General features: G+C 66.0%; 16 protein-coding genes and 1 tRNA gene. 5 read left to right on the forward strand and 12 right to left on the reverse strand.

Annotated elements, in window-relative coordinates; genetic code table 11:
- The first annotated feature begins 110 nt into the window (after positions 1–110).
- Positions 111–1,838 carry a VRR-NUC domain-containing protein gene (locus BLU17_RS05910; RefSeq protein WP_091995803.1) on the forward strand — a complete coding sequence of 576 codons (1,728 nt, stop codon included), beginning with the start codon at positions 111–113 and terminating at the stop codon, positions 1,836–1,838.
- A complete protein-coding gene (locus BLU17_RS05915) occupies positions 1,835–4,117 on the forward strand; it encodes an ATP-dependent DNA helicase (RefSeq protein ID WP_091995700.1) in 2,283 nt (760 codons plus the stop codon). Before BLU17_RS05910 ends, BLU17_RS05915 begins: the two co-directional genes overlap by 4 nt.
- 78 nt (positions 4,118–4,195) lie before the next feature.
- On the opposite strand, the gene BLU17_RS05920 is transcribed toward BLU17_RS05915, so the two are convergent.
- The 6 genes from BLU17_RS05920 to xylA form a co-directional block, all read right to left on the reverse strand.
- The gene (locus BLU17_RS05920; protein WP_091995703.1) at positions 4,196–7,048 is read right to left on the reverse strand and encodes an ATP-dependent Clp protease ATP-binding subunit; all 2,853 of its coding nucleotides are present in this window, start codon (positions 7,046–7,048) and stop codon (positions 4,196–4,198) included.
- Between the two features lie 346 nt (positions 7,049–7,394).
- The gene (locus tag BLU17_RS05925; RefSeq protein ID WP_091995705.1) at positions 7,395–8,603 is read right to left on the reverse strand and encodes a sugar ABC transporter permease; all 1,209 of its coding nucleotides are present in this window, start codon (positions 8,601–8,603) and stop codon (positions 7,395–7,397) included.
- Entirely contained in the window at positions 8,600–10,189 is a 1,590-nt protein-coding gene (gene xylG / locus BLU17_RS05930) for a D-xylose ABC transporter ATP-binding protein (RefSeq protein WP_425434066.1), read from the reverse strand. Before xylG ends, BLU17_RS05925 begins: the two co-directional genes overlap by 4 nt.
- 32 nt (positions 10,190–10,221) lie before the next feature.
- Complete coding sequence (gene xylF / locus BLU17_RS05935; protein WP_091995709.1) at positions 10,222–11,250, reverse strand: D-xylose ABC transporter substrate-binding protein; 1,029 nt, start codon at positions 11,248–11,250, stop codon at positions 10,222–10,224.
- Positions 11,251–11,443: 193 nt separating this feature from the next.
- Positions 11,444–12,934: a xylulokinase gene (gene xylB / locus BLU17_RS05940; RefSeq protein ID WP_091995711.1), complete on the reverse strand. Its 1,491-nt coding sequence runs from the start codon at positions 12,932–12,934 to the stop codon at positions 11,444–11,446.
- 102 nt (positions 12,935–13,036) lie between these two features.
- A complete protein-coding gene (gene xylA, locus BLU17_RS05945) occupies positions 13,037–14,359 on the reverse strand; it encodes a xylose isomerase (RefSeq protein ID WP_091995805.1) in 1,323 nt (440 codons plus the stop codon).
- 306 nt (positions 14,360–14,665) lie between these two features.
- On the opposite strand from xylA, the gene BLU17_RS05950 reads away from it, so the two are divergent.
- Both BLU17_RS05950 and BLU17_RS05955 read left to right on the forward strand, forming a co-directional pair.
- Positions 14,666–15,880: a XylR family transcriptional regulator gene (locus BLU17_RS05950; RefSeq protein ID WP_091995712.1), complete on the forward strand. Its 1,215-nt coding sequence runs from the start codon at positions 14,666–14,668 to the stop codon at positions 15,878–15,880.
- Positions 15,881–15,942: 62 nt separating this feature from the next.
- Complete coding sequence (locus BLU17_RS05955; protein WP_091995714.1) at positions 15,943–17,040, forward strand: aldose epimerase family protein; 1,098 nt, start codon at positions 15,943–15,945, stop codon at positions 17,038–17,040.
- 58 nt (positions 17,041–17,098) lie between these two features.
- On the opposite strand, the gene BLU17_RS05960 is transcribed toward BLU17_RS05955, so the two are convergent.
- Entirely contained in the window at positions 17,099–17,959 is an 861-nt protein-coding gene (locus BLU17_RS05960) for a 3-hydroxybutyryl-CoA dehydrogenase (protein WP_091995716.1), read from the reverse strand.
- A 225-nt stretch (positions 17,960–18,184) separates the two neighbouring features.
- The gene (locus tag BLU17_RS05965) at positions 18,185–18,754 is read right to left on the reverse strand and encodes an acyloxyacyl hydrolase (protein ID WP_091995718.1); all 570 of its coding nucleotides are present in this window, start codon (positions 18,752–18,754) and stop codon (positions 18,185–18,187) included.
- A 709-nt stretch (positions 18,755–19,463) separates the two neighbouring features.
- Between BLU17_RS05965 and BLU17_RS05970 the strand changes: the two genes are divergently transcribed.
- Positions 19,464–20,849, forward strand: coding sequence for an MFS transporter (locus BLU17_RS05970; protein WP_091995720.1), 1,386 nt, complete (start codon positions 19,464–19,466; stop codon positions 20,847–20,849).
- A 161-nt stretch (positions 20,850–21,010) separates the two neighbouring features.
- Here the strand turns inward: BLU17_RS05970 and BLU17_RS05975 are convergent, their stop codons facing one another.
- The 4 genes from BLU17_RS05975 to BLU17_RS05990 form a co-directional block, all read right to left on the reverse strand.
- Positions 21,011–21,949, reverse strand: coding sequence for a DMT family transporter (locus BLU17_RS05975; protein WP_091995722.1), 939 nt, complete (start codon positions 21,947–21,949; stop codon positions 21,011–21,013).
- 319 nt (positions 21,950–22,268) lie between these two features.
- Positions 22,269–22,345, reverse strand: a tRNA-Pro gene (locus BLU17_RS05980).
- 93 nt (positions 22,346–22,438) lie between these two features.
- Positions 22,439–22,837, reverse strand: coding sequence for a MerR family transcriptional regulator (locus tag BLU17_RS05985; protein WP_091995808.1), 399 nt, complete (start codon positions 22,835–22,837; stop codon positions 22,439–22,441).
- Between the two features lie 127 nt (positions 22,838–22,964).
- Complete coding sequence (locus tag BLU17_RS05990) at positions 22,965–23,375, reverse strand: integration host factor subunit alpha (RefSeq protein WP_028204248.1); 411 nt, start codon at positions 23,373–23,375, stop codon at positions 22,965–22,967.
- Positions 23,376–23,437 lie beyond the last annotated feature (62 nt).

Here is a 23,437-nt window from a genome sequence, read left to right on the forward strand (position 1 = left end):
TTTTTCAGGCTGCGGCAATTGTAGCGTAAGGGCCGGGACACCCCTGACGGCGGACGCTCCCGCGCGCGGCCCTGCTATCATCGCCGCTGTATATCCGTACAGTGCCGCGCGTGCTCCCCGACTCTCCCGATCCGTTCTACTACCTCGCGAACTTCGAGCGCGCGCTTGCGTGGCTCGACGAGCGCTGCGCCGACCTGTTCGACGCCGCCGAGCGCCGCTTCGCCGACGCGTTCGTCCGCATGCCGCAAACGTCGCGCGCGCTCTTCGTGCGCATGCTGATGCGCAAGGGGCCGCATTTCCGCGCGAGCCGGCTCGCATACGACGAGATCGGCTGCCCGCGCGCGGCGGCGGCGCCGCTTGTCGCGGCGCGCTGGCTCGACGACGCGCCCGCGCTCGAACTCGACGCGCTCGCCCCGCTCGTGACGAAAGCGGAGCTGCAAGCGCTCGCCGGGCGCCTCGGCATTGCGCTCGAACCCCGCGCAACTCGGGCGGCCACGCTCGCGGCGCTCTACGCGCACGACGCCGCCGCGCCGGGGCCGCGCGCCTGGCACGCGTGGTTCCCGGCTTCGCCCGACACGGTGCTGCTGTTTGCGGCCGCCCCTCTGTGCGAGCGCCTGCGGCTCATGTTCTTCGGCAATCTGCACCAGGACTGGTCGGAATTCGTGCTGGCCGATCTGGGCGTCTATCGCTACGAGAGCGTGCCTTTCGACAATGCCTCGCGCGCGTTCCGGCGCCGCGAGGACATCGACGCGTATCTCGCGCTGCGCGATTGCCGCGACGGATTCGACCGCGCCGCACAGGCCGCGGACTTCGACGCCGCCACCGCGATCGCCGCGACGCTCGCCGGGCTCGACGCCCTTGCGCCACGCGTGCAAGCCAACGCGTGGCTGCGCGCGCGCCACGATAAGCTGCGCCACGCCACGGGACTCGCGGCGGAACGCGCGGGCGAACCCGAACTCGCGTGGCGCGCGTACCTCGACTGCGGCCACCCCGAGTCGCGCTACCGGCGCGTGCGCGTGCTCGAGCAACTGAGCCGGCGCGACGAAGCGCTGGCGCTCGCGCAGACCCTCGCCGACGCGCCCCAAAACGAAGAGGAAGCGCAGCGCGCGGCGCGCACGCTCGGGCGTCTCGCGCGCACGCGCGCGAAGCCGGAGGCCGCCGCCTCGCCGCAGTTCGCGCAGATCGAACTCACGCTGCCCGCCGCGCCCGCGGGCCTGCGTGTCGAGGAAGCCGCGCGCATCTCGCTCGCCGCGCCGCACGCTCCCGTGTTTTACGTCGAGAACACGCTGATCAACGCCCTCTTCGGCCTCCTCTGCTGGCCCGCGCTGTACGCGCCGCTGCCGGGCGCATTCTTTCATCCGTTTCAGCGCGGCCCCGCCGACCTGCGCGCCGCCGACTTCGTCGCGCGCCGCGCTGCGCAGTTCGAAGCTTGCCTCGCCGAACTCGCGACCGACGCCTACCGCGACTCGATCCTGCGGCGCTACGAGGAAAAGGCCGGCATCCAGTCGCCCTTCGTCGCGTGGGCCGCGTTGAGCGACGACTTGCTCGCGCTCGCACTCGACTGCTTTCCCGCCACGCATCTGCGCCTGTGGTTCGAGCGCCTGTTGCGCGAGCCCATGGCCAACCGCTCGGGCCTGCCCGACCTCGTGCGCTTCTGGCCGCTGGAGCGGCGCTACGAGCTGATCGAAGTGAAGGGACCCGGCGACCGGCTGCAGGACAACCAGCGCCGCTGGCTCGCGTACTGCGCGACGCACGGCATGCCGGTCACGGTCTTGCAGGTGCGCTGGCCGGACGTTTCGGCGGAAAGCGGCTCCGCTCAGGCATCGGGCGCGCCATGAGCTACACGGTCGCCGTGCGCACGCTGTGCGAGTTCACCGCGAAGCGCGGCGACCTCGACCTGCGCTTCACGCCCTCGCCCGACGCGAGCGAGGGCCGCGCCGGGCACGCTGCCATTGCCGCGCGCCGGCCGCCCGGCTACGAGACCGAGATCGCGCTCTCCGGCTCCTTCGAATCGCTCACCGTGCGCGGCCGCGCCGACGGCTACGACCCCGCGCGCCGACGGCTCGAAGAGTTCAAGACCTATCGCGGCGACCTCGAAGCGATGCGCGAAAACCAGCGCGCGCTGCACTGGGCGCAGTTGCGCGTCTACGGTGCGCTCTTGTGCGAAAAGCTCGGCCTCGACACGCTCGAGCTCGCGCTCGTGTACTACGACATCGGCTCGGGCCACGAAACGGCGCTCGTCGAGCAGGCGAGCGCGCCGGCACTGCGGGCCGCGTTCGAAGCGCAGTGCAGCCGTTTCGTCGCCTGGGCCGGGCAGGAAGCCGCGCATCGTGCCGCGCGCGACGCCGCACTCGCCACGTTGCGCTTGCCGCATCCGTCGTTTCGCCACGGGCAGCGCGAACTTGCCGAAGCCGTCTGGCGCGCGGCGACGCAAGCGCGCTGCCTGCTCGCGCAGGCGCCTACCGGCATCGGCAAAACGATCGGCACGCTTTTCCCTCAACTGAAAGCCTGCCCGCGCGCGGCAATCGACAAGGTCGTGTTTCTGAGCGCGAAGAGCTCGGGACGTCAACTGGCGCTCGATGCCCTCGCCACGCTTGCCGCCGCGCACGACGATCCCCGCGCCGATGCGCCGCTGCCCTTGCGCGTGCTCGAACTCGTCGCGCGCGAGAAGGCTTGCGAGCATCCCGACGCGGCGTGTCACGGGCAATCGTGCCCGCTCGCGCGCGGCTTTTACGACCGCCTGCCAGCCGCGCGCGCGGCGGCGCTCGAACGCATGCGTCTCGATCGCGCGACGCTGCGCGACGTGGCGAGCGAGCATGCCGTATGTCCGTACTACCTCGGGCAGGAACTGGTGCGCTGGAGCGACGTGATCGTCGGCGACTACAACTACTGGTTCGACGCGAGCGCCGTGCTGTTCATGCTCGCCGCCCACAACCAGTGGCGCGCAAGCGTGCTCGTGGACGAAGCGCACAACCTGCCCGAGCGCGCCCGCGCGATGTACTCGGCGGAACTCGCGCAAACGCGCATCGACACCGTGCGCCGCGCCGCGAGCGCGCCGCTCAGGCGAGCGCTCGCGCGCCTGCAGAAGCACTGGAACGCACAGAACGCCATACGGCCAGGCGTCTGGCGCGCGAGCGACGCCTTGCCCGAAGGCCTCGTTGCCGCACTCGGCGACGTGATCGGCGCGATCGGCGATCAACTTGCCGAGCCCGCGCTCATGCGCGACCCGGAACTGGAGCGCTTCTATTTCGACGCCCTGCATTTCACGCGCATCGCCGAACGCTTCGATACGCATTCGCTCTTCGACGTGACGCCGCTGCCTCACCGGGGCTCGCGCCGCCCACGCTCGACGCTCGCGATCCGCAACATCGTGCCGGCCGATGCCTTGCGCGCGCGCATTGCCAGCGCGCACAGCATGACGCTCTTTTCGGCGACGCTCTCGCCCACGCATTACTACACCGACATGCTTGGCTTGCCGGCCAGCACGGTGAGCATCGACATCGATACGCCGTTTCGCGCCGAACAGCTCGACGTGCACATCGCGCGCCATATTTCGACGCGCTACAAAGACCGCGAGCGTTCGCTCCAGGCCGTGGTCGCACGCGTGGCCATGCAATATGCCGGGCGTCCGGGCAACTATCTGTGTTTTTTCAGCAGCTACGACTATCTGCAGCAAGCCGCCGATGCATTCGTCGCACGCCACCCGGACGTGAACGTATGGCTCCAGTCCCGCACCATGGACGAGGCGGGCCAGCACGCCTTCGTCGCGCGCTTCGTGGAAGGCGGCTGCGGCATCGGTTTCGCGGTGCTGGGCGGGGCGTTCGGCGAAGGCATCGATTTGCCGGGCACACGCCTCATCGGCACGTTCATCGCCACGCTCGGCATGCCGCAGGTGAACGCCGTGAACGAGGCGATGCGCGAGCGCATGGACGCGCTCTATGGCGAAGGCTTCGACTACACGTACCTGATTCCCGGCCTGCGCAAGGTCGTGCAGGCCGCCGGCCGCGTGATTCGCACCGAACACGATCGCGGCGTCGTGCATCTGCTCGACGATCGCTTCGCACAGCCTGGCGTGCGCGCGCTGCTGCCCGCGTGGTGGCGCATCACGTCGAGTTGATCTGGACTCCAAATTACTTTCGACAAAAAACTGACGCGGATCTCGCCGCGCCAGCCCATTCCCGCGTTCCCGCCTCGCTCAAGCGGGTTTCGCCTTGCCCGCGCCCTTGCCGCTCTTCCCTGGCGGCGGGGGCGGGGCGCTGTCCATGTCGTCCGCGGCAATCTCGGGCGCGATCTCGTCGACGGACGGCGTGGCGGCTTTCTTCGCCTTCTTCGCCGGCTTGCTTTCCTTCACGTCGGGCGGCACGGCCACCTTGCTGATCGTGACTTCGCCGTTCGCCTGGTCGTAGCCGACCTCGACGGTATCGCCCGACTGCAGCGCGTTGCCCAGAATCTCCCTGGCGAGGCGCGTCTCCACTTCCTGGCGGATCTGCCGCTTGAGCTCGCGCGCGCCGAACTCGGGTTGATAGCCGGCCTCCACGAGATGATCGACGAGCGACTGGTCCATATAGAGCGTGATGCCCTGCGCGGCCGCCGTGCGCGTGACGCGTTCCAGCTGGATCTGCACGATCGCGCGGATGTTCTCGCGCGAGAGCGCATGAAACACGATGATCTCGTCGATGCGATTGAGAAACTCGGGCCGGAAATGGCCCTTGAGCACCTTCATCAGATCCTCCCGGATCTGCTTGTCGTCGAGGCGCGAGTTCTCGGGACGCTCGAGGTTGTCCATGATGATCGACGCGCCGAGGTTGCTCGTGGCGATCAGGATCGTGTTGCTGAAATCGACCACGCGCCCCTTGCCGTCGGTGAGGCGGCCGTCGTCGAACACCTGCAGCAGCACGTTGTAGACATCGGCGTGCGCCTTCTCGATCTCGTCGAGCAGAATCACGCTGTACGGGCGGCGCCGCACGCGCTCGGTGAGCTGGCCACCCTCGTCGTAGCCCACGTAGCCGGGCGGCGCGCCGATCAAGCGCGCCACCGCATGACGCTCCATGTACTCGCTCATGTCGATGCGGATGATGGCCTGCTCGTCGCCGAACACCGTCTCGGCGAGCGCCTTCGCCAGCTCCGTCTTGCCGACGCCGGTGGGCCCGAGGAACAGGAAGGTCGCGATCGGCCGGTGCGCCTGGCCAAGGCCGGCGCGCGAGAGGCGCACGGCGTCGCTCACGGCGACCACGGCGTCGTCCTGGCCCACCACGCGCTCGCGCAGCGTCTCTTCCATCCTGAGCAGCTTGCGACGCTCTTCCTGGGTGAGATCCGCGACGGGAATGCCGGTCAGCCGCGACACGACCTCCGCAATCGAAGCGACCGTCACCTCCAGCGTTTCGGAACCGGTCTTGCGCTGCCACGCTTCGGTAAGTTCTTCGAGCTTTTCCTGCTTCTCGCTGATGCGCTCCTCGAAACCCTTCGCCTCGTCGAAGCGCTTGCGCGAAGCGGCGTAATCCTGTTCGCGCTTGAGTTGCGCGATCTCGGCTTCGAGCTCCTGCATGTCGGCGGGCCGCGAGGTCGCGCCGATACGCACACGCGCAGCCGCCTGGTCGATGAGGTCGATCGCCTTGTCGGGCAGGAAGCGCGACGTGATGTAGCGATCCGACAATTCGGCGGCGGCTACGAACGCGTCGTCGGCGAAGGTCACCTGGTGGTGCGCTTCGAGCTTGTCGCGCAGCCCGCGCAGGATCACGATGGTCTGCTCGACCGTGGGCTCGGGCACGAGCACGGGCTGGAAGCGCCGCTCGAGCGCCGCGTCCTTTTCGATGTACTTCTGATACTCGTTGAGCGTGGTCGCGCCGATGAGGCTCAACTCGCCGCGCGCGAGCGCCGGCTTCAACACGTTCGCAATGTCGAGGCCGCCTTCGCCGCCGCCCTGCCCCGCGCCGACGATCGTGTGCAACTCGTCGATGAAGAGAATCAGTTCGTCGTTCCTCGCGGTCACTTCGTCGATCAACTGCTTCGCGCGCTCTTCGAATTCACCGCGATACTTCGCGCCCGCCACCATCGAGTTGACGTTCACTTCCACGAGGCGTTTGCCGCGCAGCACCTCGGGCACGTCGCCGTTGACGATGCGCTGCGCGAGCCCTTCGACGATGGCGGTCTTGCCCACGCCCGGCTCGCCGATCAGCACGGGGTTGTTCTTCTTGCGCCGTGCCAGCACCTCGATCGTGCTTTCGATTTCCTGCGCCCGGCCAAGCACGGGATCGAGCTTGCCTTGCCGCGCCATGGCCGTGAGGTCGCGGCCGAACTTGTCGAGCGTGGGCGTGCCCGTGGGCGCCTCGACGCGGCCGTCCTCGGCGCCCTTGCCCACCACCTTCACGACCTTCTGGCGCAGTGCCTCGGGCGTCACGCCGTATTTCTTGAGCAGCGTGCCCGCAATGCTGTCGGGCACCGCGGCGAGACCGATCAGCAGGTGCTCGGGACCGACATACGAATGGCCGAGATCGCGCGACGCCTGAAACGCGAACTGAAACGCTTTTTTCAGGCGCGGCGAGATCGTCATCCTGTCGATGGGTGCATCGGGATCGGCCCTGCCTTTCTGCGCATGCTGGTCGATATAGCCTTTGATGTCCTGCGGCGAGAGTTTCAATTCCTTCAGGAGTGCGGAGCAAACGTCAGTGTCGGCGAGCACGTAGAGCAGATGCTCCGTATCGAGTTCGCTGCGCCGTAGTTCATGGGCTTTTTCCGCGGCCCGCTGGAGGATTTCGAGCGTCTGCTCGCTGAATGCGTCGGTGGCGTCCACGGATTCGCGCGGCACCTCGGCGGCGAGGCCGGGGCCTTCGTCGTCCTCATGTTCGCCCTCGCCGCCAAGGCCGCCGAAAAAGCGCGACAGACCGCTGCCGCCCAGCAGCGAATCGAACGGATTGAGCATGCTTTGGTGACGCATCAACTGGCGGTAGTCGTAGTCGCAGATCGACATCGACCTGCGCTGCCCGTTTTGCACGACAGTCACGCGTGCGACTGCAGGCCGGGCATTACAGATTTCGCAGAGTGTGGGCATGGTGGGCTGGTCTCCGGAGGATCGAATCGAGCCGCGGAACGCGTGAAGCTCGCGCATGGCTTGCGCCAGCCGCCCGACACGGATGCAAACGATTGTGGCAGGAAACGGCCGCGCGCGCGTCGAAGGTGCGACGGCCGGCGCGCAGCGGGTGTAGCGGCACACAGCAAAGAAAAAGGGCGGGACATGAGTCCCGCCCCGAGAACGCGCTCCGGCGCGCGAGGATAGCAACTGCGCGCAACGGTCGTCAGCGCGCGATGCGGCGCGGTGTCACGCGCGATGCAAAATCGCTGTCATGAATCCGCGCTCGCGCGAGCAGGTTTGCAATCGTGCTCGCGCGAGCGGGCGTTCAGCGGCGATTCGATCCCGACACGACGTCGATCCATACGGCCAGCACGAGAATGCCGCCCTTCACGATCATCTGCCAATAGGCGTCCACGTCGAGCATCGACATGCCGTTATCGAGGCTCGCCATGACGAGCGCGCCGATCAGCGCGCCGTACACGGTGCCGGAACCGCCGCGCATCGACGTGCCGCCGATGAAGCATGCCGCGATCGCGTCGAGCTCGCCCATCGTGCCGGCCGACGGCGAACCTGCCGCGAGACGCGCCGTATTGACGATGCCTGCGAACGCGCACATGAGGCCCATCAGCGCGAAGATCGCGAGCTTCACGCGGTTCGTGTTCACGCCGGAAAGGCGCGTCGCTTCGAGGTTCGAGCCCACCGCGTACACGCGGCGGCCGAACACGGTTTGCGTGGCGACCCACGAGAAGACGCCGAGCAGCGCGAGCAGCAGCAGCACGGGCACCGGAATGCCGCCATAGCTGTCGAGCATGAGCACGAACGCGAGGAGGATCGCGCCCGCGCCGACGATCTTCACGCCGTCTTGCCAGAGCGGCACGACGCTGAGTTGATAGCGCCTGCGATTGGCGCGCTGGCGCACCGTGAGCGCAGTTAGCAGGACGAACAGCGCGAGTGCGAGCACGTCGCCCGCAGCGCGCGGCAAATAACCCTGCCCGAGAAACACGAAGTGATCGGACACCGGCGCGATGGTCGAACCGCCCGTGATGCCGAGCAGCACACCGCGAAACGCGAGCATGCCGCCGAGCCCCACGATGAACGAAGGCACGCGACGGTAGGTCGACCACCAGCCGTTGAAGAGACCGATGAGCACGCCGAGCGCAAGCACCGCCGGCACCGTCGCGCCGATGGGCCAGCCACGGTTCACGTCGAGAATCGCGGCCACGCCGCCGAGCAAGCCCAGCAGCGAGCCGACCGAAAGATCGATCTCGCCCGCGATGATGACGAACACCATGCCGCACGCGAGCATGCCCGTGATCGACATCTGCCGCAGCAGGTTCGACACGTTGCGCGGCGTGACGAATGCGCCATGCGTGAGCAGCGAAAAAAATAGCCAGATCACGGCGACCGCGAGCAGCAGCGCGAGAATCTTGTAGCGGACGAAGAGTTGCTGGAAACGCAGCGCGAAACCGCCGCCTTCGTTGTGGCCTTGCGGCAGGTCTTCGCGCGCGCCGGGGGTCGTGACGTCGGGTGTCATGCTGCACTCGCTGTATCAGGTTGGGCGCGCACGCTCTGAATCGCCGCGCCAAGAATGTCTTCCTGCGTGAGGCCTTCGTTGACGAAGTCGCCGCGCAACTCGCCTTCGCCGATCACCAGCACGCGATCGCTGATGCCCAGCACTTCCGGCAGCTCCGACGACACCATCACGATCGCCACGCCGCGTTTGGCCAACTGGAAGATCAGCTTGTAGATCTCGTACTTCGCCCCGACGTCCACGCCGCGCGTCGGCTCGTCGAGAATCAGCACCTTGGGGTCGGTGAGCAGCATCTTGGTGAGCACCGCCTTCTGCTGATTGCCGCCCGAAAGACTCGCAATCGGCAGCATGGGATTCGCCGCGCGCACCGAAAGGCGCTGCATCTCCGTGCGGATCGTGTCGAGTTCGGCTGCGGCGTCGACGCGCCCATGCTTCGAAAAACGCCGAAGCACCGAAAGCGTGATGTTGTGGCCCACGCCTAGCTGCGGCACGATGCCGTGGCGCTTGCGGTCCTCCGGCACCATCGCGATGCCCGCGTTGATCGCATCGAGCGGCGAGCGGATCTTCAGCGGCTTGCCTTCCAGCAGCACCGTCGCCGCGCAAGCGCCCGCGTAGGCGCCGAAAATCGCCTGCATGGTCTCCGTGCGGCCCGCGCCCACGAGCCCGGCCACGCCCACGATCTCGCCGCGCCGCACCAGGAACGAGACGTCGTCCACACGCTTGCGGCGCGGGTTCGTCACGTCGTAACAGGTGACGTTGCGCGCCTCGAACACCACGTCGCCGATCTCATGCGGCTCGCGCGGAAAGAGATTGCGGATCTCGCGCCCCACCATCATCGCGATGACGCGGTCGGTCGTGAGCGTCGCCATCGGCTCGGTAGCCACGTGGCGGCCATCGCGAATCACGGTGACGGTGTCGCATATGGCCTCGACCTCGTCGAGCTTGTGCGAGATGTAGACGCACGCCACGCCGCGGCGCTTCAGGTCGCGCACGATGTCGAGCAGGATCTTCGTTTCCGCCGCCGTGAGCGACGACGACGGCTCGTCGAGAATCAGCAGCTTCGCGCGCTTGTTCAGCGCCTTCGCGATCTCGACGAGCTGCTGGTGGCCGCCGCCATAGTTCATCACGGGCTGCGCCACGTTGATGGCGTCGATGTTCAGTTCGCGCAACAGTTCGTCGGCACGCTGATACATCGCCGCATAATTCATGCGGCCGCCGGGCAACGTGACCTCGTTGCCAAGAAAGATGTTCTCGGCCACCGAAAGCTCGGGCACCAGCATCAGCTCCTGATGAATGATGACGATGCCCGCCCGCTCGGTGTCGCGCACGCTCTGCGCCTCGAGCGGCGCGCCCTCCCAGCGGATCTCTCCGCTCCAGGTGCCGTGCGGATAGACGCCCGAAAGCACCTTCATGAGCGTGGATTTACCGGCGCCGTTCTCGCCGCACAGGCCCACGCATTCGCCTGGCTGCACAGTGAGATCGATGCCGTCGAGCGCTTTCACGCCCGCAAAGGACTTGACGATGCCGCGCATCGTCAGCAAAGGTTCGCTCATACGCTGGTTACTCGCTGCGATGGTCCGCGCCGCCATCGCGGCGCGCGGACCCGTCTGGCCGTTCGCGATTACTGGCTTGCCAGTTGCGCCTGCGTGTAGAAGCCGTCCTTCACGACGACGTCCACATTGCTCTTCGTGAGCAGCGTGGGCTGAAGCAGCACCGTATCGACTTTCTTCTTGCCGTTGTCGTACTGGGCGTTATACGCGGGCTTCTGGCCCTTCGCGAGATCGACGGCGAGCTTCGCCGCCTCGCCCGCGATGAGCTTGAGCGGCTTGTAGACCGTCATGGTCTGCGTGCCCGCCACCACGCGCCTGACTGCCGCGAGATCCGCGTCCTGGCCCGACACCGGCACCTTGCCCGCGAGGTGTTGCGCGGCGAGCGCCTGGATCGCGCCGCCCGCCGTGCCGTCGTTGGAGGCCACGACTGCGTCGATCTTGTTGTTGTTCGCCGTGAGCGCATCTTCCATGATGCGCAGCGCCGTCGACGCGCTCCACTCCGGCACCCACTGCTGGCCGACCACCTTGATGTCGCCGCGGTCGATGGCGGGTTTGAGGACCTTCAGTTGTCCTTCGCGCAGCATCTTCGCGTTGTTGTCCGTGGGCGCGCCGCCCAGCAGGAAGTAGTTGCCCTTGGGCTGTGCGTCGTAGACGCCCTTCGCCTGGAGTTCGCCCACTTTCTCGTTGTCGAACGAGATGTAGCCGTCGATGTCGGCGTCGAGAATCAGACGGTCGTACGACACGACCTTGATGCCGGCTTTCTTCGCTTCGGCCACGACGTTGCCGAGCGTCTTCGAATTGAACGGCACGATCACGATCACGTCCACGCCACGCGAGATCAGGTTTTCGATCTGCGAGATCTGGCGCTCCTCGCTGGCGTCGGCGGACTGCACCGATACCTTTGCGCCCATCTTTTCCGCCGCGGCGACGAAGTAGTCGCGGTCGCGCGACCAGCGCTCGACACGCAGGTCGTCGATACAGAAGCCGATCTCGGGATGGTCCTTGCTCGCGTGCGCGAGCGGCGCGGCGAGCGAGAGACTCGCGAGCACGGCGCCGCACAGGAGCGAACCCAGAACCGAACGACGTTTGGCGAATTTCATGTCTCCATACTCCTCTTGATGCCGATTTGCGGACACGCGCAAACGCGTCTCCGCTGCGGCGATGGTTGTCGAATGTTGCCGGTTTCAACGCGAAACGCACGCGAAAACGTGGGACGTTCGTCTTAATCGTAGTACTGCCAATCGATTGCGCGACTACGCTGGCCGCGCGGCTTTTCCCGCGCCGACACCCTCTTCAGGCGCCGGTCGCGAAAACCGGTTCGAGCGCGCGATACAGCGCGCGGAAGGTCGGGCGACGCGCCTCGCGATACCATGCGTGGCGCTCGGCGTCTGGCTCGCGCACGGCAAGCACGGGGGGCTGCGGACATACCTCGTCGAGCGTCGCGCCGGGCTCGAGCGCAAGGTGCGCGAGCCGTGCGGCGCCCAGCGCCGGGCCGACTTCGCCGCCCGCGCGCAACGTGAGCGCGCGGCCGCTGATATCGGCGAGCATCTGCGTCCACCAGGCGCTGCGCGAGCCGCCGCCGATCACGGTGATCGTATCGGGCACGAGCCCCGCCGCGTGCAGCGCGTCCATGCCGTCGAGCAGCGCAAAACCCACGCCTTCGAGCGTCGCGTTCGAAAGATCTGCGCGCGAGGTCTGCGGCGTCATGCCGTAGAACACGCCCTTCGCGTTCACGTTGTTGTGCGGCGTGCGCTCGCCGCTGAGATACGGCAGGAACCACGGCCGCCGCGCGTCGAGATCGGCGTTCGAATTCGCCTCGGCATCGGCGAGCAAGGCCGCCACGCTTTCGTAACCCGTAAGCCGCGCCGTGAAGTCGAGGCAACTGGCCGCGTTGAGCATCACCGACATCAGATGCCAGGTGTGCGGCAATGCATGGCAAAAGCTGTGCACGGCCGAATCGGGATTGGCGAGAAAGCCATCCGAAACCGCGAAATAGACGCCCGACGTGCCGAGCGAAAGCATCGCATCGCCAGGCCGCACGATGCCAACGCCCACGGCGCCCGCCGCGTTGTCGCCGCCACCCGCGACGACGGGAATTTCGCGCAGCCCGAATTGCCGTGCGAGTTCGGGCCGCAGCGTACCGGTCACCTGGTTGCCTTCGAACACGTCGGGCATCTGCGCGCGCGTCAGACCGCACGCATCGAGCAGCGTCTCGCTATAGTCGCGCTTCGCGATGTCGAGCCAAAGCGTGCCGGCGGCGTCCGACGGATCGGTTGCGAATACGCCGGTGAGCAGCCAGCGCAGATAGTCCTTCGGCAGCAGCACGTGCGCGATGCGTGCGAAGATCTCCGGCTCGTGCTTGCGCACCCAGAGCAGCTTGGGCGCGGTAAAACCCGGCATCGCCAGATTGCCGGCGATGGCGTGAAGCTGCGGTACGGCGCGCTCCAGTTCGATACATTCGGTGTCCGAACGACCATCGTTCCACAGGATCGCAGGGCGCAGCACCTCGCCCTGCGCGTCGAGCAGCGTCGCGCCGTGCATTTGCCCGGTGAGCCCGAGCGCCTCGATGCGCGCGGCGTCGATGCCGCGTCCGCGCGCTTCGTCGATGAGCGCCCGCAAGGCGCTCCGCGTGGCGAGCCACCAGTCTTGCGGCGCCTGTTCGGACCAGCGCGGCTGCGGCCGGCTCGCGGTGAGCGGCGCGCTCGCGCTGCCGAGCACGTCGCCCGCGCGATCGAGCAGCACGGCCTTAACACCCGACGTGCCGAGGTCGATACCGATGAACATGTCTCCTTCCTTCTTTTTTGCGCCAGTTTGCCTTCGACGCCGACTGGCGCAATTGCGAATTTGACGGCGCGCCCTAATGTTTTTTCGCGCGCCGCGGCAGGCCTAGCGCTGGCCGTAAATCGCCTGGTTCACGACATTTTCGAGCCGCTCCTGCTGACCGCTCACGTGCTGCGGGTTCATGTCGTGCGCGAGCGCGTCGGCGGCCAGCGACGAGAGCGAATAGCCGCCCACGAGAATCTTGCGGCCGAACTCGCTGTCCCAACCCGCGTAGCGCTGGCTGCGGAACTGCTCGAGACGGTCGTTTTCCACCAGCACCGCCGCGCGCTCCAGCGCGAGCGCGAGCACATCGATCGCGCCCACGTGGCCGTAGAACAGGTCTTCGGGATCGATGCTCTGGCGCCGCACTTTCGCGTCGAAGTTCATGCCACCGGTCGAGAACCCGCCGTGGCGCAAGATCTCGTAGAGCGCGAGCGTGAGTTCCTCGACGCTGTTCGGGAACTGGTCGGTGTCCCAGCCGTTTTGCTGATCGCCGCGATTCGCGTCAACGCTGCCGAACACGCCCAGCGCGAACGCCGTCGCGATCTCGTGGTGAAACGAGTGGCCCGCGAGCGTTGCGTGATTCGCCTCGATGTTCACGCGGATTTCGTTCTGCAAGCCGTATTGGGTGAGAAAGCCGTGCACCGTGGCGACGTCGTAGTCGTATTGGTGCTTGGTCGGCTCCTGCGGCTTCGGCTCGATCAGCAGCGCGCCCGTAAAGCCGGTACGGTGCTTGTGCTCGACCACCATCGAGAGAAAGCGCGCGAACTGTTCGCGCTCGCGCTTGAGGTCGGTGTTGAGCAATGTATCGTAGCCCTCGCGGCCACCCCACAGGACGTAGTTCTCGCCGCCAAGCCTGCGCGTCGCGTCGAGCGCATGGCAAACCTGGGCAGCCGCATAGGCAAACACTTCGGGATTGGGGTTCGTGGCCGCGCCGCCCGCGTAGCGCGGGTTCGAAAACAGGTTCGCCGTGCCCCATAGCAGTTTCACGCCACTCGCCTGCTGGCGCTCGCCGAGGTAGTCGACCATACGCCCGAAATTTTCCGAGTAGTCCTTCAGATCCTTTCCTTCTGGCGCGACATCGATATCGTGGAACGTATAGTAAGGTGTACCGAGCTTCGAGAAGAATTCGAATGCGGCATCGGCCTTCTGGCGCGCGCGCTCCATGGCGTCGCCGGGTTGCTGCCACGGCCTGTGGAACGCCCCCTGCCCGAAGATATCGATGCCGGGCCAGACGAACGAGTGCCAGTAGCACACCGCGATACGCAGGTGCTCTTCGAGCGTTTTGCCGAGCACCTTCTTCGTGCGGTCGTAGTGATGGTATGCAAGCGGATTATCCGATTGCGGGCCTTCATAACGAATTGCGGGGATATGTTCGAAATACGACATGATGTCTCCAGTGTTGTTGCAGCGCAGCGGCGCGGCATGCATCCCTCTGTGTGACACCATACTGCCCGCGACGCGCAAAGCGCGGCAATTGCGAAATTGCGCGAGACCTTTAATGTTTCCTGCCGACCAACGCGGCAGGTGCGCCCGCGAGCGCCAATGTCGGCCTAAAATAACCCGACGCTTAAAACGACGCGCCGCGGGCGCGCGAGACATCGTAGCGCGGCGCCAGCTGGCATGCACCGCGCCCGAACCGGAGACATGGCCGCTTTACGCCTCGCAGCACGAGGCGAACGCCGCCGACACGACATGAACCGTTCCCCTGCTACCCAGACGCACCATCGCATCGCGCTGCTCTTTAACGCGAACAAGGTGTACGACCGCGAGATCATTGCGGGGATCGGCCACTATTTGCGTTCCACGCGTGTAGCGTGGGACCTCTTTCTCGAGGAAGATTTCCGCTGCCGCCTGGCGGGGATCGAGCGTTTCGACGGTGACGGCATCATTGCCGACTTCGACGACCCCGCCGTAGCCGACGCGTTACGCGGCTGTCCGTTACCGGTCGTGGCCGTGGGCTCGTCATTCGAAGATGCCGCGCAGTACCCGCCCGAACTGCCCTATATCGCAACCGACAACTGCAAGCTGGTTTCGCTCGCGTGGACACATCTGATCGGCGCGGGCTTGCCCAATCTTGCGATGTACAGCCTGCCCGTCGCGCAGGAAAACCGCTGGGCGCAGGAACGCGAGCTGGCGTTCCGGGCCATCGCGCGCGAGGAAGGTCTGGAGGCGCCGATCTACCGCGGCCTCGCCACCAGCGCGAGCGCCTGGAACCAGGCCATCGAGCAGCTGAGCGTCTGGCTGCACAGTCTGCCCAAGCCCGTGGGCGTGATCGCGGTGACCGACGCCCGGGCGCGGCATTTGCTACAGGCCTGTTTGATTCACGGCATTGCGGTGCCCGAACAGGTGGCGATCATCGGCATCGACAACGATCCGCTCACGCGCACGCTCACGCGCATCCCGCTTTCGTCGGTCATCCAGGGCACCGAGGAAATGGGCAAGACGGCCGCGCACCTGCTGCACCAGATGCTGCGCGGCGCGCGTTTTCCGGGACAACGCATTCTGGTTCCGCCCGTCGGCATCAACGTACTCGAATCGACCCGGCATGAGCCGCTCTCGAGCCCTCATGTCATGCGTGCGCGTCACTTCATCCGCCAGTACGCCTGCCGCGGCATCAAGACGGAACAGGTAGCCGACTACGTGGGCGTGTCGCGCTCGTCGCTCGAAGAATATTTCCGGCGCGAGCTCCAGTGCACGGTCCATCAGGAGATCCTGCGCCACAAGCTCGACGCCGCGAAGGCGATGCTCGCGAGCCGCGACGCATCGAGCGCCGAGGTGGCGATCCGCTGCGGATTCACGTCGCTGCAGTACATGTATGCCGTATTCCGGCGCGAACTGGGATGCACGCCGCGCGAGTATCAGGACAGCATTGCGAACGCGGCCGGCGCGCGCGTGTCCACTTCATGAAACCGGCTTCGGCCGGCCGGCAATACGGGCCAATTTCACACGCTCATTTTCCACTTCGCCTCATGAACAGTCTTGCCCATCTGACTTCCGAACCGTGGGGCGCCCTGCCCGGCGGCGACGCCGTCCGGCTCTACACGCTGCGCAACGCGCAGGGCATGAAGGTGACGGTCAGCGACCTCGGCGCGACGCTCGTCTCGTGGCTCGCGCCCGACCGCGCCGGCCGCCTCGCGGACATCGTGCTCGGCCACGACACGCCCGCCGGATATCTGGCGGCCAGCACCTACATGGGCGGCCTGATCGGGCGCTGGGCCAACCGCATCGCCGGTGCACGCTTCACGCTCGAGGGCATCGACTACGGGCTCGATCGCAACGAGAACGGCAATCTGCTGCACGGCGGCGCGAACGGCTTTCACCGGCAGCTATGGCAGGTGGAGGAAGACCGCGGTTCACTGCTGCTGCGCCTCGACTCGCCCGAAGGCGACGGCGGCTTTCCCGGCAACGTGAGCGTGCAGGTGCGCTACACCCTCGACGACGACGGCATGCTGACCCTCGAATACGAGGCCGTGACCGACACGCCCACGCCGCTCAATCTCACGAGCCACGGCTACTTCAACCTCTGCGGCGAGCCGGGTTCCGACATACGCGGCCACGTGCTGACGATCGACGCCGACGCATTCCTCGAAGTCGATCTTCAGATGATTCCCGTGCGCATCGCCGACGTCTCCGGCAGCGCCTTCGATTTCCGCCATGGCGCACCGCTCGGCGCGCGGCTCGACTGGCCGCATGCGCAGCTCGCGCGGGCGCGCGGCTTCGACCACTGCTACGTGCTGCGCGCGCCCGAGAGCACGGCGGGCACGCTGCACGCCGCGTCGGGCCGCTGGCCCTTGCGCACCGTGGCGCGCGTCTACGAACCGGGAAGCGGGCGCGAGCTTGCCGTCTCGACCGACCAGCGCGGCCTGCAGCTTTATACGGGGAATTATCTGGAGGGACAGCCCGGGCGCCACGGTGCGCCGTGCGCGCGCCATGCCGGGCTGTGTCTCGAGGCGGGCGGCTTCCCGAACCAGATCAACATGGAAGCGCCCGCTTGCGACGAGGTGGTGCTGCATCCCGGAAAAACGTATCGCCAGGTCACGCAGTACCGGGTGAGCGTGCTCACCTGAAGGCGCGGAGACAGACGGCGCCCCGGGTGCGCCGCCTGCGCTCAGGCATTGCCGTGCTTCACGACACCTTGTCGTACTGATACACGCCGCGGCCGGTCTTGCGGCCGAGCTGCCCCGCCGCGACCATCTCGCGCAGCAGCGGGCACGCACGATACTTCGAGTCGCCGAAGTCCTTCAGAAACACGTCCATCACCGAAAGACACACGTCGAGACCGATCAGGTCGGCCAGCGCGAGCGGACCGATCGGATGGTTCGCGCCGAGCTTCATACCCGCGTCGATTTCCTCGGCGCTCGCAATGCCTTCCGCTAGCACGAAGAATGCCTCGTTGATCATCGGCACGAGGATGCGGTTCACCACGAAGCCGGGCGAGTTCTTGACGGCGATCGGCGTCTTCTCCAGACGCAGCGCCATCTCGCGCACTGCTCCGGCGACTTGCGGGTTCGTCTGCAGGCCGCGAATCACTTCGACGAGCGGCATCATCGGCACCGGGTTGAAGAAGTGCATGCCGATGAAGCGCGACGGGTCGGCAAGCGTCGTCGCGAGCGTCGTGATCGAGATCGACGAGGTATTCGACGCGATGATCGCGTCGGACCGAGCCGCGGCTTCGATCTGCTTGAGAATGCGCGTCTTGAGTTCGGCGTTCTCGGTCGCAGCCTCGATCACGAGATCGACGCTCGCGAGGCGCTGGTAGTCGGTGGTCGTTTCGATGCGCGCGAGCACGGCGTCGCGCGCGCCGGCTTCGAGCTTGCCCTTCGTCACGAGCCGCTCGAGACTATGGGTGAGCGCCGCGACGCCCTTGGCGAGCGCCGCGTCGGTGACGTCGATCATCACCGCCTTGAGCCCCGCCACCGCCACCGCCTGGGCAATGCCGTTGCCCATCGTGCCCGCGCCCACGATCCCTACTGATTCGATTGCCATGCTGCTCCTCACTGCTTGTCTGCGACGCCGGCGTGTCGCTATGGAAATATGCCGGTCATGCGGCGCAACGCGTGGTGCACCGCACCAAAACCATAGTGTAGCGGGTTGCGGCAAACAACCGGAGCCGACGTGCCGGAGGGCATGGCAGGATGGCGCCGGCCCGCGAGGAAAAGCGCGGCGCGGAGGGGCTTGCGGGCTCGGCGGCGCGACCGCTCGGGCGCGGCCCTAGAAGTTGTACTGGACGTAGACCTGGCTGAAGTTCGCACCCGGGTTCGGCCGCTTGATGTCGGCGTTCGACAGGTGCTGGAAGCGGAATCCGGCCTGATAGTTCCCGTGCTCGCCAAACTGTGCGCCAACGCCGACCATGTCCGCGAACTGGAACGACGTCGACATTGCGCGATCCGGCGTCTCCCGCAGGTGCGAGAGGAAGCGGATGCCCACGCCCGCCTCGATGAACGGCCTGATCCACCCGGAGTCCTTGATGAAGCGAAAAACCGGCGTCACGCCGAATTCCCAGGTGTGCGAATAGACGGCGTCGGCGGCATCGAGCTTCCAGTAGGCTGCGTGCGCCTCGCCGACCACCGTGAAGTGGTAGCCGCCGACATGCCACCACTGCAGGCCCGGATCCCAAACAAGGCCGAGGTCGAACTTTTTCACGTTGTGGTCGGCCACGCCCGCCCCCAACTGAACGCCGAATGTGTTGTCCGCATGCGCGCTGCACGCACCGAATGCGCAGAGCGCGGAAAGCACTCCCTGCACGGCACGAACCTGCCGGACCCTTTTTCTTTCAGTCATGTATTTCCCGATTCGAACGATTCTGCACACGTCACGCATCCGGCGCGGGCCGGCGCGCAACGCGGGTCAAACTACCGCTCCCGCCAGGATGAATAAACAGCCAAAAACACAATGGATCGTTACCGTTTTTGTCGCCGCTCGACGCGCGGGCAATTCGTCGCAATCCGCGACAATTCGCAGCAATTCGCAATTGCATGCCTTAATGAACTCAATACGGCGGCCTGCAATGTTCGCTAATGATCCGCACACATATGGACGGAAGTTTAGCTTCGAAAAAACGAAAGCGCTCGCTGGCGCGTCCGGTGCAGCCCCGCACGCCGCGATTCCCGACGGACAGCTTTCATTTATGGAATTGCCGAATGCGGCAATGAGTCCGGAAAAGTCATTCAGCGGAAGAATTTACGCAATATCGCGGCCGTCTTCTTAATGAATTCACTTCAATTACCGAATCTCGCTTTACCGAGCATTCGAAACTGCGCAATGCGATTGGCCGATTCGCTCGCCGTCCGGCATTCGTCGGGGCAAAACCGGCGCGGCGTTGGAGGCCGGGTATTCCCGAAGCGGGCTGACCGCGCCTGGCCCGCTGTACCCAAATTGAGGACAGCCAGCGCGGCGAGCCCTCGCATAATCCGCGTGAATTGTGATCCGCGGCAAACAACAATGTCATAACCCTTGCCACGCTCACGCCCCGGTGCTTCGGAGGAGACCCATGAGCCCAATCCCGCAAGGGCATGCCTCGCGCGTGCCGCAATCGTCCGCGCCAGCGCGGTCCAGCCATACCGCCGCCACCGAACAGGTAACGCGCAAGGTGTCGCGCCATCTGCTCGGCTTCCTGTTCCTGCTGTTCGTCGTCTCGTTCCTCGACCGCATCAACATCGGCTTCGCGGGGCTGACGATGATGAAAGACCTCGGCCTGTCGAGCACGCAGTTCGGCTTCGCGACCACCCTCTTCTACGTCGCTTATATCGCGTGCGGTATTCCGGGCAATCTCATGCTCGCGCGCGTGGGCGCGCGCCGCTGGATCAGCTTCATCATGATCGCGTGGGGCCTCGCCTCCACCGCGACGATGTTCGCCACCAACGCCACCACGCTCTACTGGCTGCGCATGCTGGTTGGCGTGACCGAGGCAGGCTTCCTGCCCGGCGTGCTGCTCTACCTCACCTGCTGGTTCCCGAGCGCGTGGCGCGCGAGGGCAAACGCGCTCTTCATGATTGCCATGCCCGTGACGGCCGCGCTCGGCTCCGCGGTCTCGGGCTACATCCTCAAGCTTGACGGCCACGCGGGACTCGCAGGCTGGCAGTGGCTGTTCGTACTCGAAGGGATGCCCGCGGCGCTGCTCGGTTGTGCAGCGTACTTCTATCTGGACGACACGCCGCGCGCCGCGCGCTGGCTCAGCGCCGACGAAAAGCGCACGCTCGAAGCCGCGCTCGCCGAGCCGGCCCACGCGCTCGCCGCATCCGACACCCATGCGGCACCCCAGCCCGGCCTCTGGCAACAACTGCGCTCACCGGTGGTCCTGCGCTTCGCGGCGGCGTACTTCTGCCTCGTCAACACGCTCGCGATGGTCGCCGTGTGGGCGCCGCTCATCGTGAAGGGCTTCAGCGCCGGCGCGAGCAACGTGACCGTGGGCCTCGTCGCGACGATTCCGCAGCTCGTCACCATCGTCGCAATGATCGCGTGGGGCCGCCGCTCAGACCGTCTGCAGGAGCGCAAATGGCACCTCGCCGCGCCGATGCTGCTCTCCGGGCTCGGTTGCGTCCTAACCGCACAAGGCGGCGCGCCGCTCGTGCAGTTGCTTGGCGTGTGCCTCGCTTCGGCGGGCTCGTATACTGCGATGTCGATCTTCTGGACCACGCCCGACCAGGCGTTCACGCCACACGCGCGTGCGGTGGGTATCGCCGTCATCAATGCGATCGGCAATATCAGTTCGGCGGCCAATCCGCTCGTGGTGGGATGGCTCAAGGATGCGACGCACAGCTATGCGGCCGGACTCCTCTATTCCGCGCTGCTGCTCGTACTAGGGGCGGTGATCGTGGCAACGCTGCCGATCGGGCGCGAGAAGGAAGTGAAGGCCGTGCCGCGCGGCGCGGCGTGAACGCAAGGCCTGCGCGGCAGCGGAAGCCGCGCAGGCGCTTGATCGGATGGATATCGGATGAACTCGGGCGAACCAAGGAGAGACGTTGGGCGCGCGCTGCGCCTCGTCCGCGCGGCCGGGGCCGCGCCACGCCTGCCCGCTCCGCGCGGGCGACACGCTGGCTAGCGTTCCGCGCCTGCCCGGCTGCGGCGCGCGGTGAGCCCAGGCAAGCGCTTCACGAAGCCGGTTGCGAGCGCGGTGCCCACGAGAATCGCGGCGCACGCTTCGACCATGCCCATCGAGACGCGCTCGCTGAGAAAGAGCGCTCCCCACAAGATGCCGAAGATCGGGATCACGAATGTAACCGTGATCGCGCGGGCGGGCCCAACGGCCGCGATCAGCCGGAAGAACAGCAGATACGCAACGCCCGTGCACGCCACGCCAAGGCCGAGCACGGCGCCCCACGCATGCATCGAGATGGGCGTAGCGGGCCAGGTCGCCACGGCGAACGGCACAAGCACGAGAGTCGCGCCCGTCATCGTGCCCGCGGCCACCGTGAGCGGATCGACACCCGTGAGGTGGCGCTTCGTATAGCTCGCCGCGACGCCGTAGAGCGCTGCGGCGATCAATGCCGCGAGGGCGGCGAGCGCCGCGCTCGTCGAGGACGCGCCGTCGCCGGCGTGCGTGGCGATCTGATCCCAGACCAGCGCGAGCACGCCCGCGAAGCCGATCGCGAGTCCGACCACGCGCAGCCCGCTCAGGCGGTCCTTGAGCCAGAAATATGCGACCACGGCGCCCCAAAGCGGCGTAGTCGCGTTGATGACCGACGTGACGCCCGCTGAAAGCGTCAGCTCGGCCCACGCGAAAAGACAGAACGGCGCCGCCGAATTGAGGATGCCGACGACGAATAGCGGCCACGCGCGCTCGTGCAGCGTACCGAGCGCCTCGCGGGCCGGGCGCCGCGAAAACAGCACGAGCAACAGGAACAGCGCACCGATGCCGACACGCAGCGCCATCAGCGGCGCGACGCCGAAATCGGCCACGCCGACGCGGATGAACAAAAACGACCCACCCCACAGGGCGGCGAGAAAGATCAGTTGCGCGAGTTCGATCGGGTTCATTTGGGATGGCGCTGGGTGAGCGCGAAGTGGCGCGAACGACGCCCGCGGTCGCGGGAATATTACGGGCACGAGGGAACACCTATCGTAAGGTGCACAACACACGCCGTATAACGAAGGATTCTCACCGATATGTGAGAAAAATTGACAGCCGGATCTTGCGGTGTCATTCCCTCGCTCGTCATGCGCTTGTTGGTGCTCGCTGGCGCTGGTTTGTCTTTGTTCGTCTTTGTCGGTGCTTCGCCAGCGCTTATACGCGCGCGCTTGCGCGCCGCGCAAAAGACAAAGCCCGCGTAGTCTTTCGACCACGCGGGCTCTATTCTGGTCGGGGCGAGAGGATTTGAACCTCCGACCACCTGCACCCCATGCAGGTACGCTACCAGGCTGCGCTACGCCCCGAGAGCTAGAGAGTATAACAGACAGTTTCTCTAATTAGAACCGCTTCGATCGCAATTCGTATTCACCGGACAGCCACGCGTATCGAGCAGGACTTCAGCGCCCGAGCATGTCGAGCACATGCAGCAGTTCCTTGCGCAGCTGATCGACATCGACGAGAGCCATTCTGCCTTCGACAACGGGTTCGCCCGATGTTTCGGACTGCGCCGGTTCGCCCATCATCGCCCCGTGCGAATCGAGACGATTGCGCGCGCCGTTGATCGTGAACCCCTGCTCGTAGAGCAGTTCGCGGATCCGCCGGATCAGCAACACCTCGTGATGCTGGTAATAGCGACGATTACCGCGCCGCTTCACCGGCTTCAACTGCGTGAACTCCTGCTCCCAATACCGCAGCACATGAGGCTTCACGCCGCACAGCTCGCTCACCTCGCCAATGGTGAAGTAGCGCTTGGCGGGAATGGGAGGCAAGACGACCTTTTCGCTTGTCGATGTCATCGCCGGGTTGCCGTCGTGGTGGTTGCGCAATGAGGCGTCGCCGCCTGGGTCCTTGAAGTCCGCTAATTCCGCTCATTCATTCACGCCTGCCCTGGTGCCGCCTCCGCGGGCATGCAAGCTCAACGCATCAACGCGGGAAGCTCGCTTCGGCGCCACTCTCCACGAGCGCCTTCAGCTTCTGGCTCGCATGAAACGTCACGACACGGCGCGCCGCGATGGGAATCGCTTCGCCCGTCTTCGGATTGCGACCTGGACGTTGCGGCTTGTCGCGCAACTGGAAATTGCCGAAGCCCGACAGCTTCACGCTGTCGCCGCTTTCGAGCGCGTCGCGAATCACTTCGAAGAAGGCTTCGACCATGTCCTTCGCTTCGCGCTTGTTGAGACCGACGTTGTCGAACAGCAGCTCAGCGAGTTCGGCTTTCGTCAGCGTGGGCGTGTCGTTCGTGGCGCTTGCCGACGAGGCAGGAATGTCGCGAATCATGGCGCTACGCTGTGCCGCAAGAAGGGCTTCGAAATCACTCGAGTTCATTTCGTTCATCTATCTATGAAATGGCGCGCTTCCGGTTGTTTGCGATAACTTGCGGTGATTTGCAAGCTCGC

Source organism: Paraburkholderia lycopersici (assembly GCF_900096975.1).
Lineage (GTDB): Bacteria > Pseudomonadota > Gammaproteobacteria > Burkholderiales > Burkholderiaceae > Paraburkholderia > Paraburkholderia lycopersici.

Bases quoted from the DNA above. Each gene is read 5' to 3' on its own strand.
- xylA (WP_091995805.1), bottom strand. From the start codon at position 14,359: ATGTCGTATTTCGAACATATCCCCGCAATTCGTTATGAAGGCCCGCAA.
- BLU17_RS05950 (WP_091995712.1), top strand. From the start codon at position 14,666: ATGAACCGTTCCCCTGCTACCCAGACGCACCATCGCATCGCGCTGCTC.
- BLU17_RS05965 (WP_091995718.1), bottom strand. From the start codon at position 18,754: ATGACTGAAAGAAAAAGGGTCCGGCAGGTTCGTGCCGTGCAGGGAGTG.
- xylG (WP_425434066.1), bottom strand. From the start codon at position 10,189: ATGGCGGCGCGGACCATCGCAGCGAGTAACCAGCGTATGAGCGAACCT.
- BLU17_RS05955 (WP_091995714.1), top strand. From the start codon at position 15,943: ATGAACAGTCTTGCCCATCTGACTTCCGAACCGTGGGGCGCCCTGCCC.
- BLU17_RS05915 (WP_091995700.1), top strand. From the start codon at position 1,835: ATGAGCTACACGGTCGCCGTGCGCACGCTGTGCGAGTTCACCGCGAAG.
- BLU17_RS05990 (WP_028204248.1), bottom strand. From the start codon at position 23,375: ATGAACGAAATGAACTCGAGTGATTTCGAAGCCCTTCTTGCGGCACAG.
- BLU17_RS05920 (WP_091995703.1), bottom strand. From the start codon at position 7,048: ATGCCCACACTCTGCGAAATCTGTAATGCCCGGCCTGCAGTCGCACGC.
- BLU17_RS05960 (WP_091995716.1), bottom strand. From the start codon at position 17,959: ATGGCAATCGAATCAGTAGGGATCGTGGGCGCGGGCACGATGGGCAAC.
- BLU17_RS05985 (WP_091995808.1), bottom strand. From the start codon at position 22,837: ATGACATCGACAAGCGAAAAGGTCGTCTTGCCTCCCATTCCCGCCAAG.
- BLU17_RS05925 (WP_091995705.1), bottom strand. From the start codon at position 8,603: ATGACACCCGACGTCACGACCCCCGGCGCGCGCGAAGACCTGCCGCAA.
- xylB (WP_091995711.1), bottom strand. From the start codon at position 12,934: ATGTTCATCGGTATCGACCTCGGCACGTCGGGTGTTAAGGCCGTGCTG.
- BLU17_RS05970 (WP_091995720.1), top strand. From the start codon at position 19,464: ATGAGCCCAATCCCGCAAGGGCATGCCTCGCGCGTGCCGCAATCGTCC.
- BLU17_RS05975 (WP_091995722.1), bottom strand. From the start codon at position 21,949: ATGAACCCGATCGAACTCGCGCAACTGATCTTTCTCGCCGCCCTGTGG.
- xylF (WP_091995709.1), bottom strand. From the start codon at position 11,250: ATGAAATTCGCCAAACGTCGTTCGGTTCTGGGTTCGCTCCTGTGCGGC.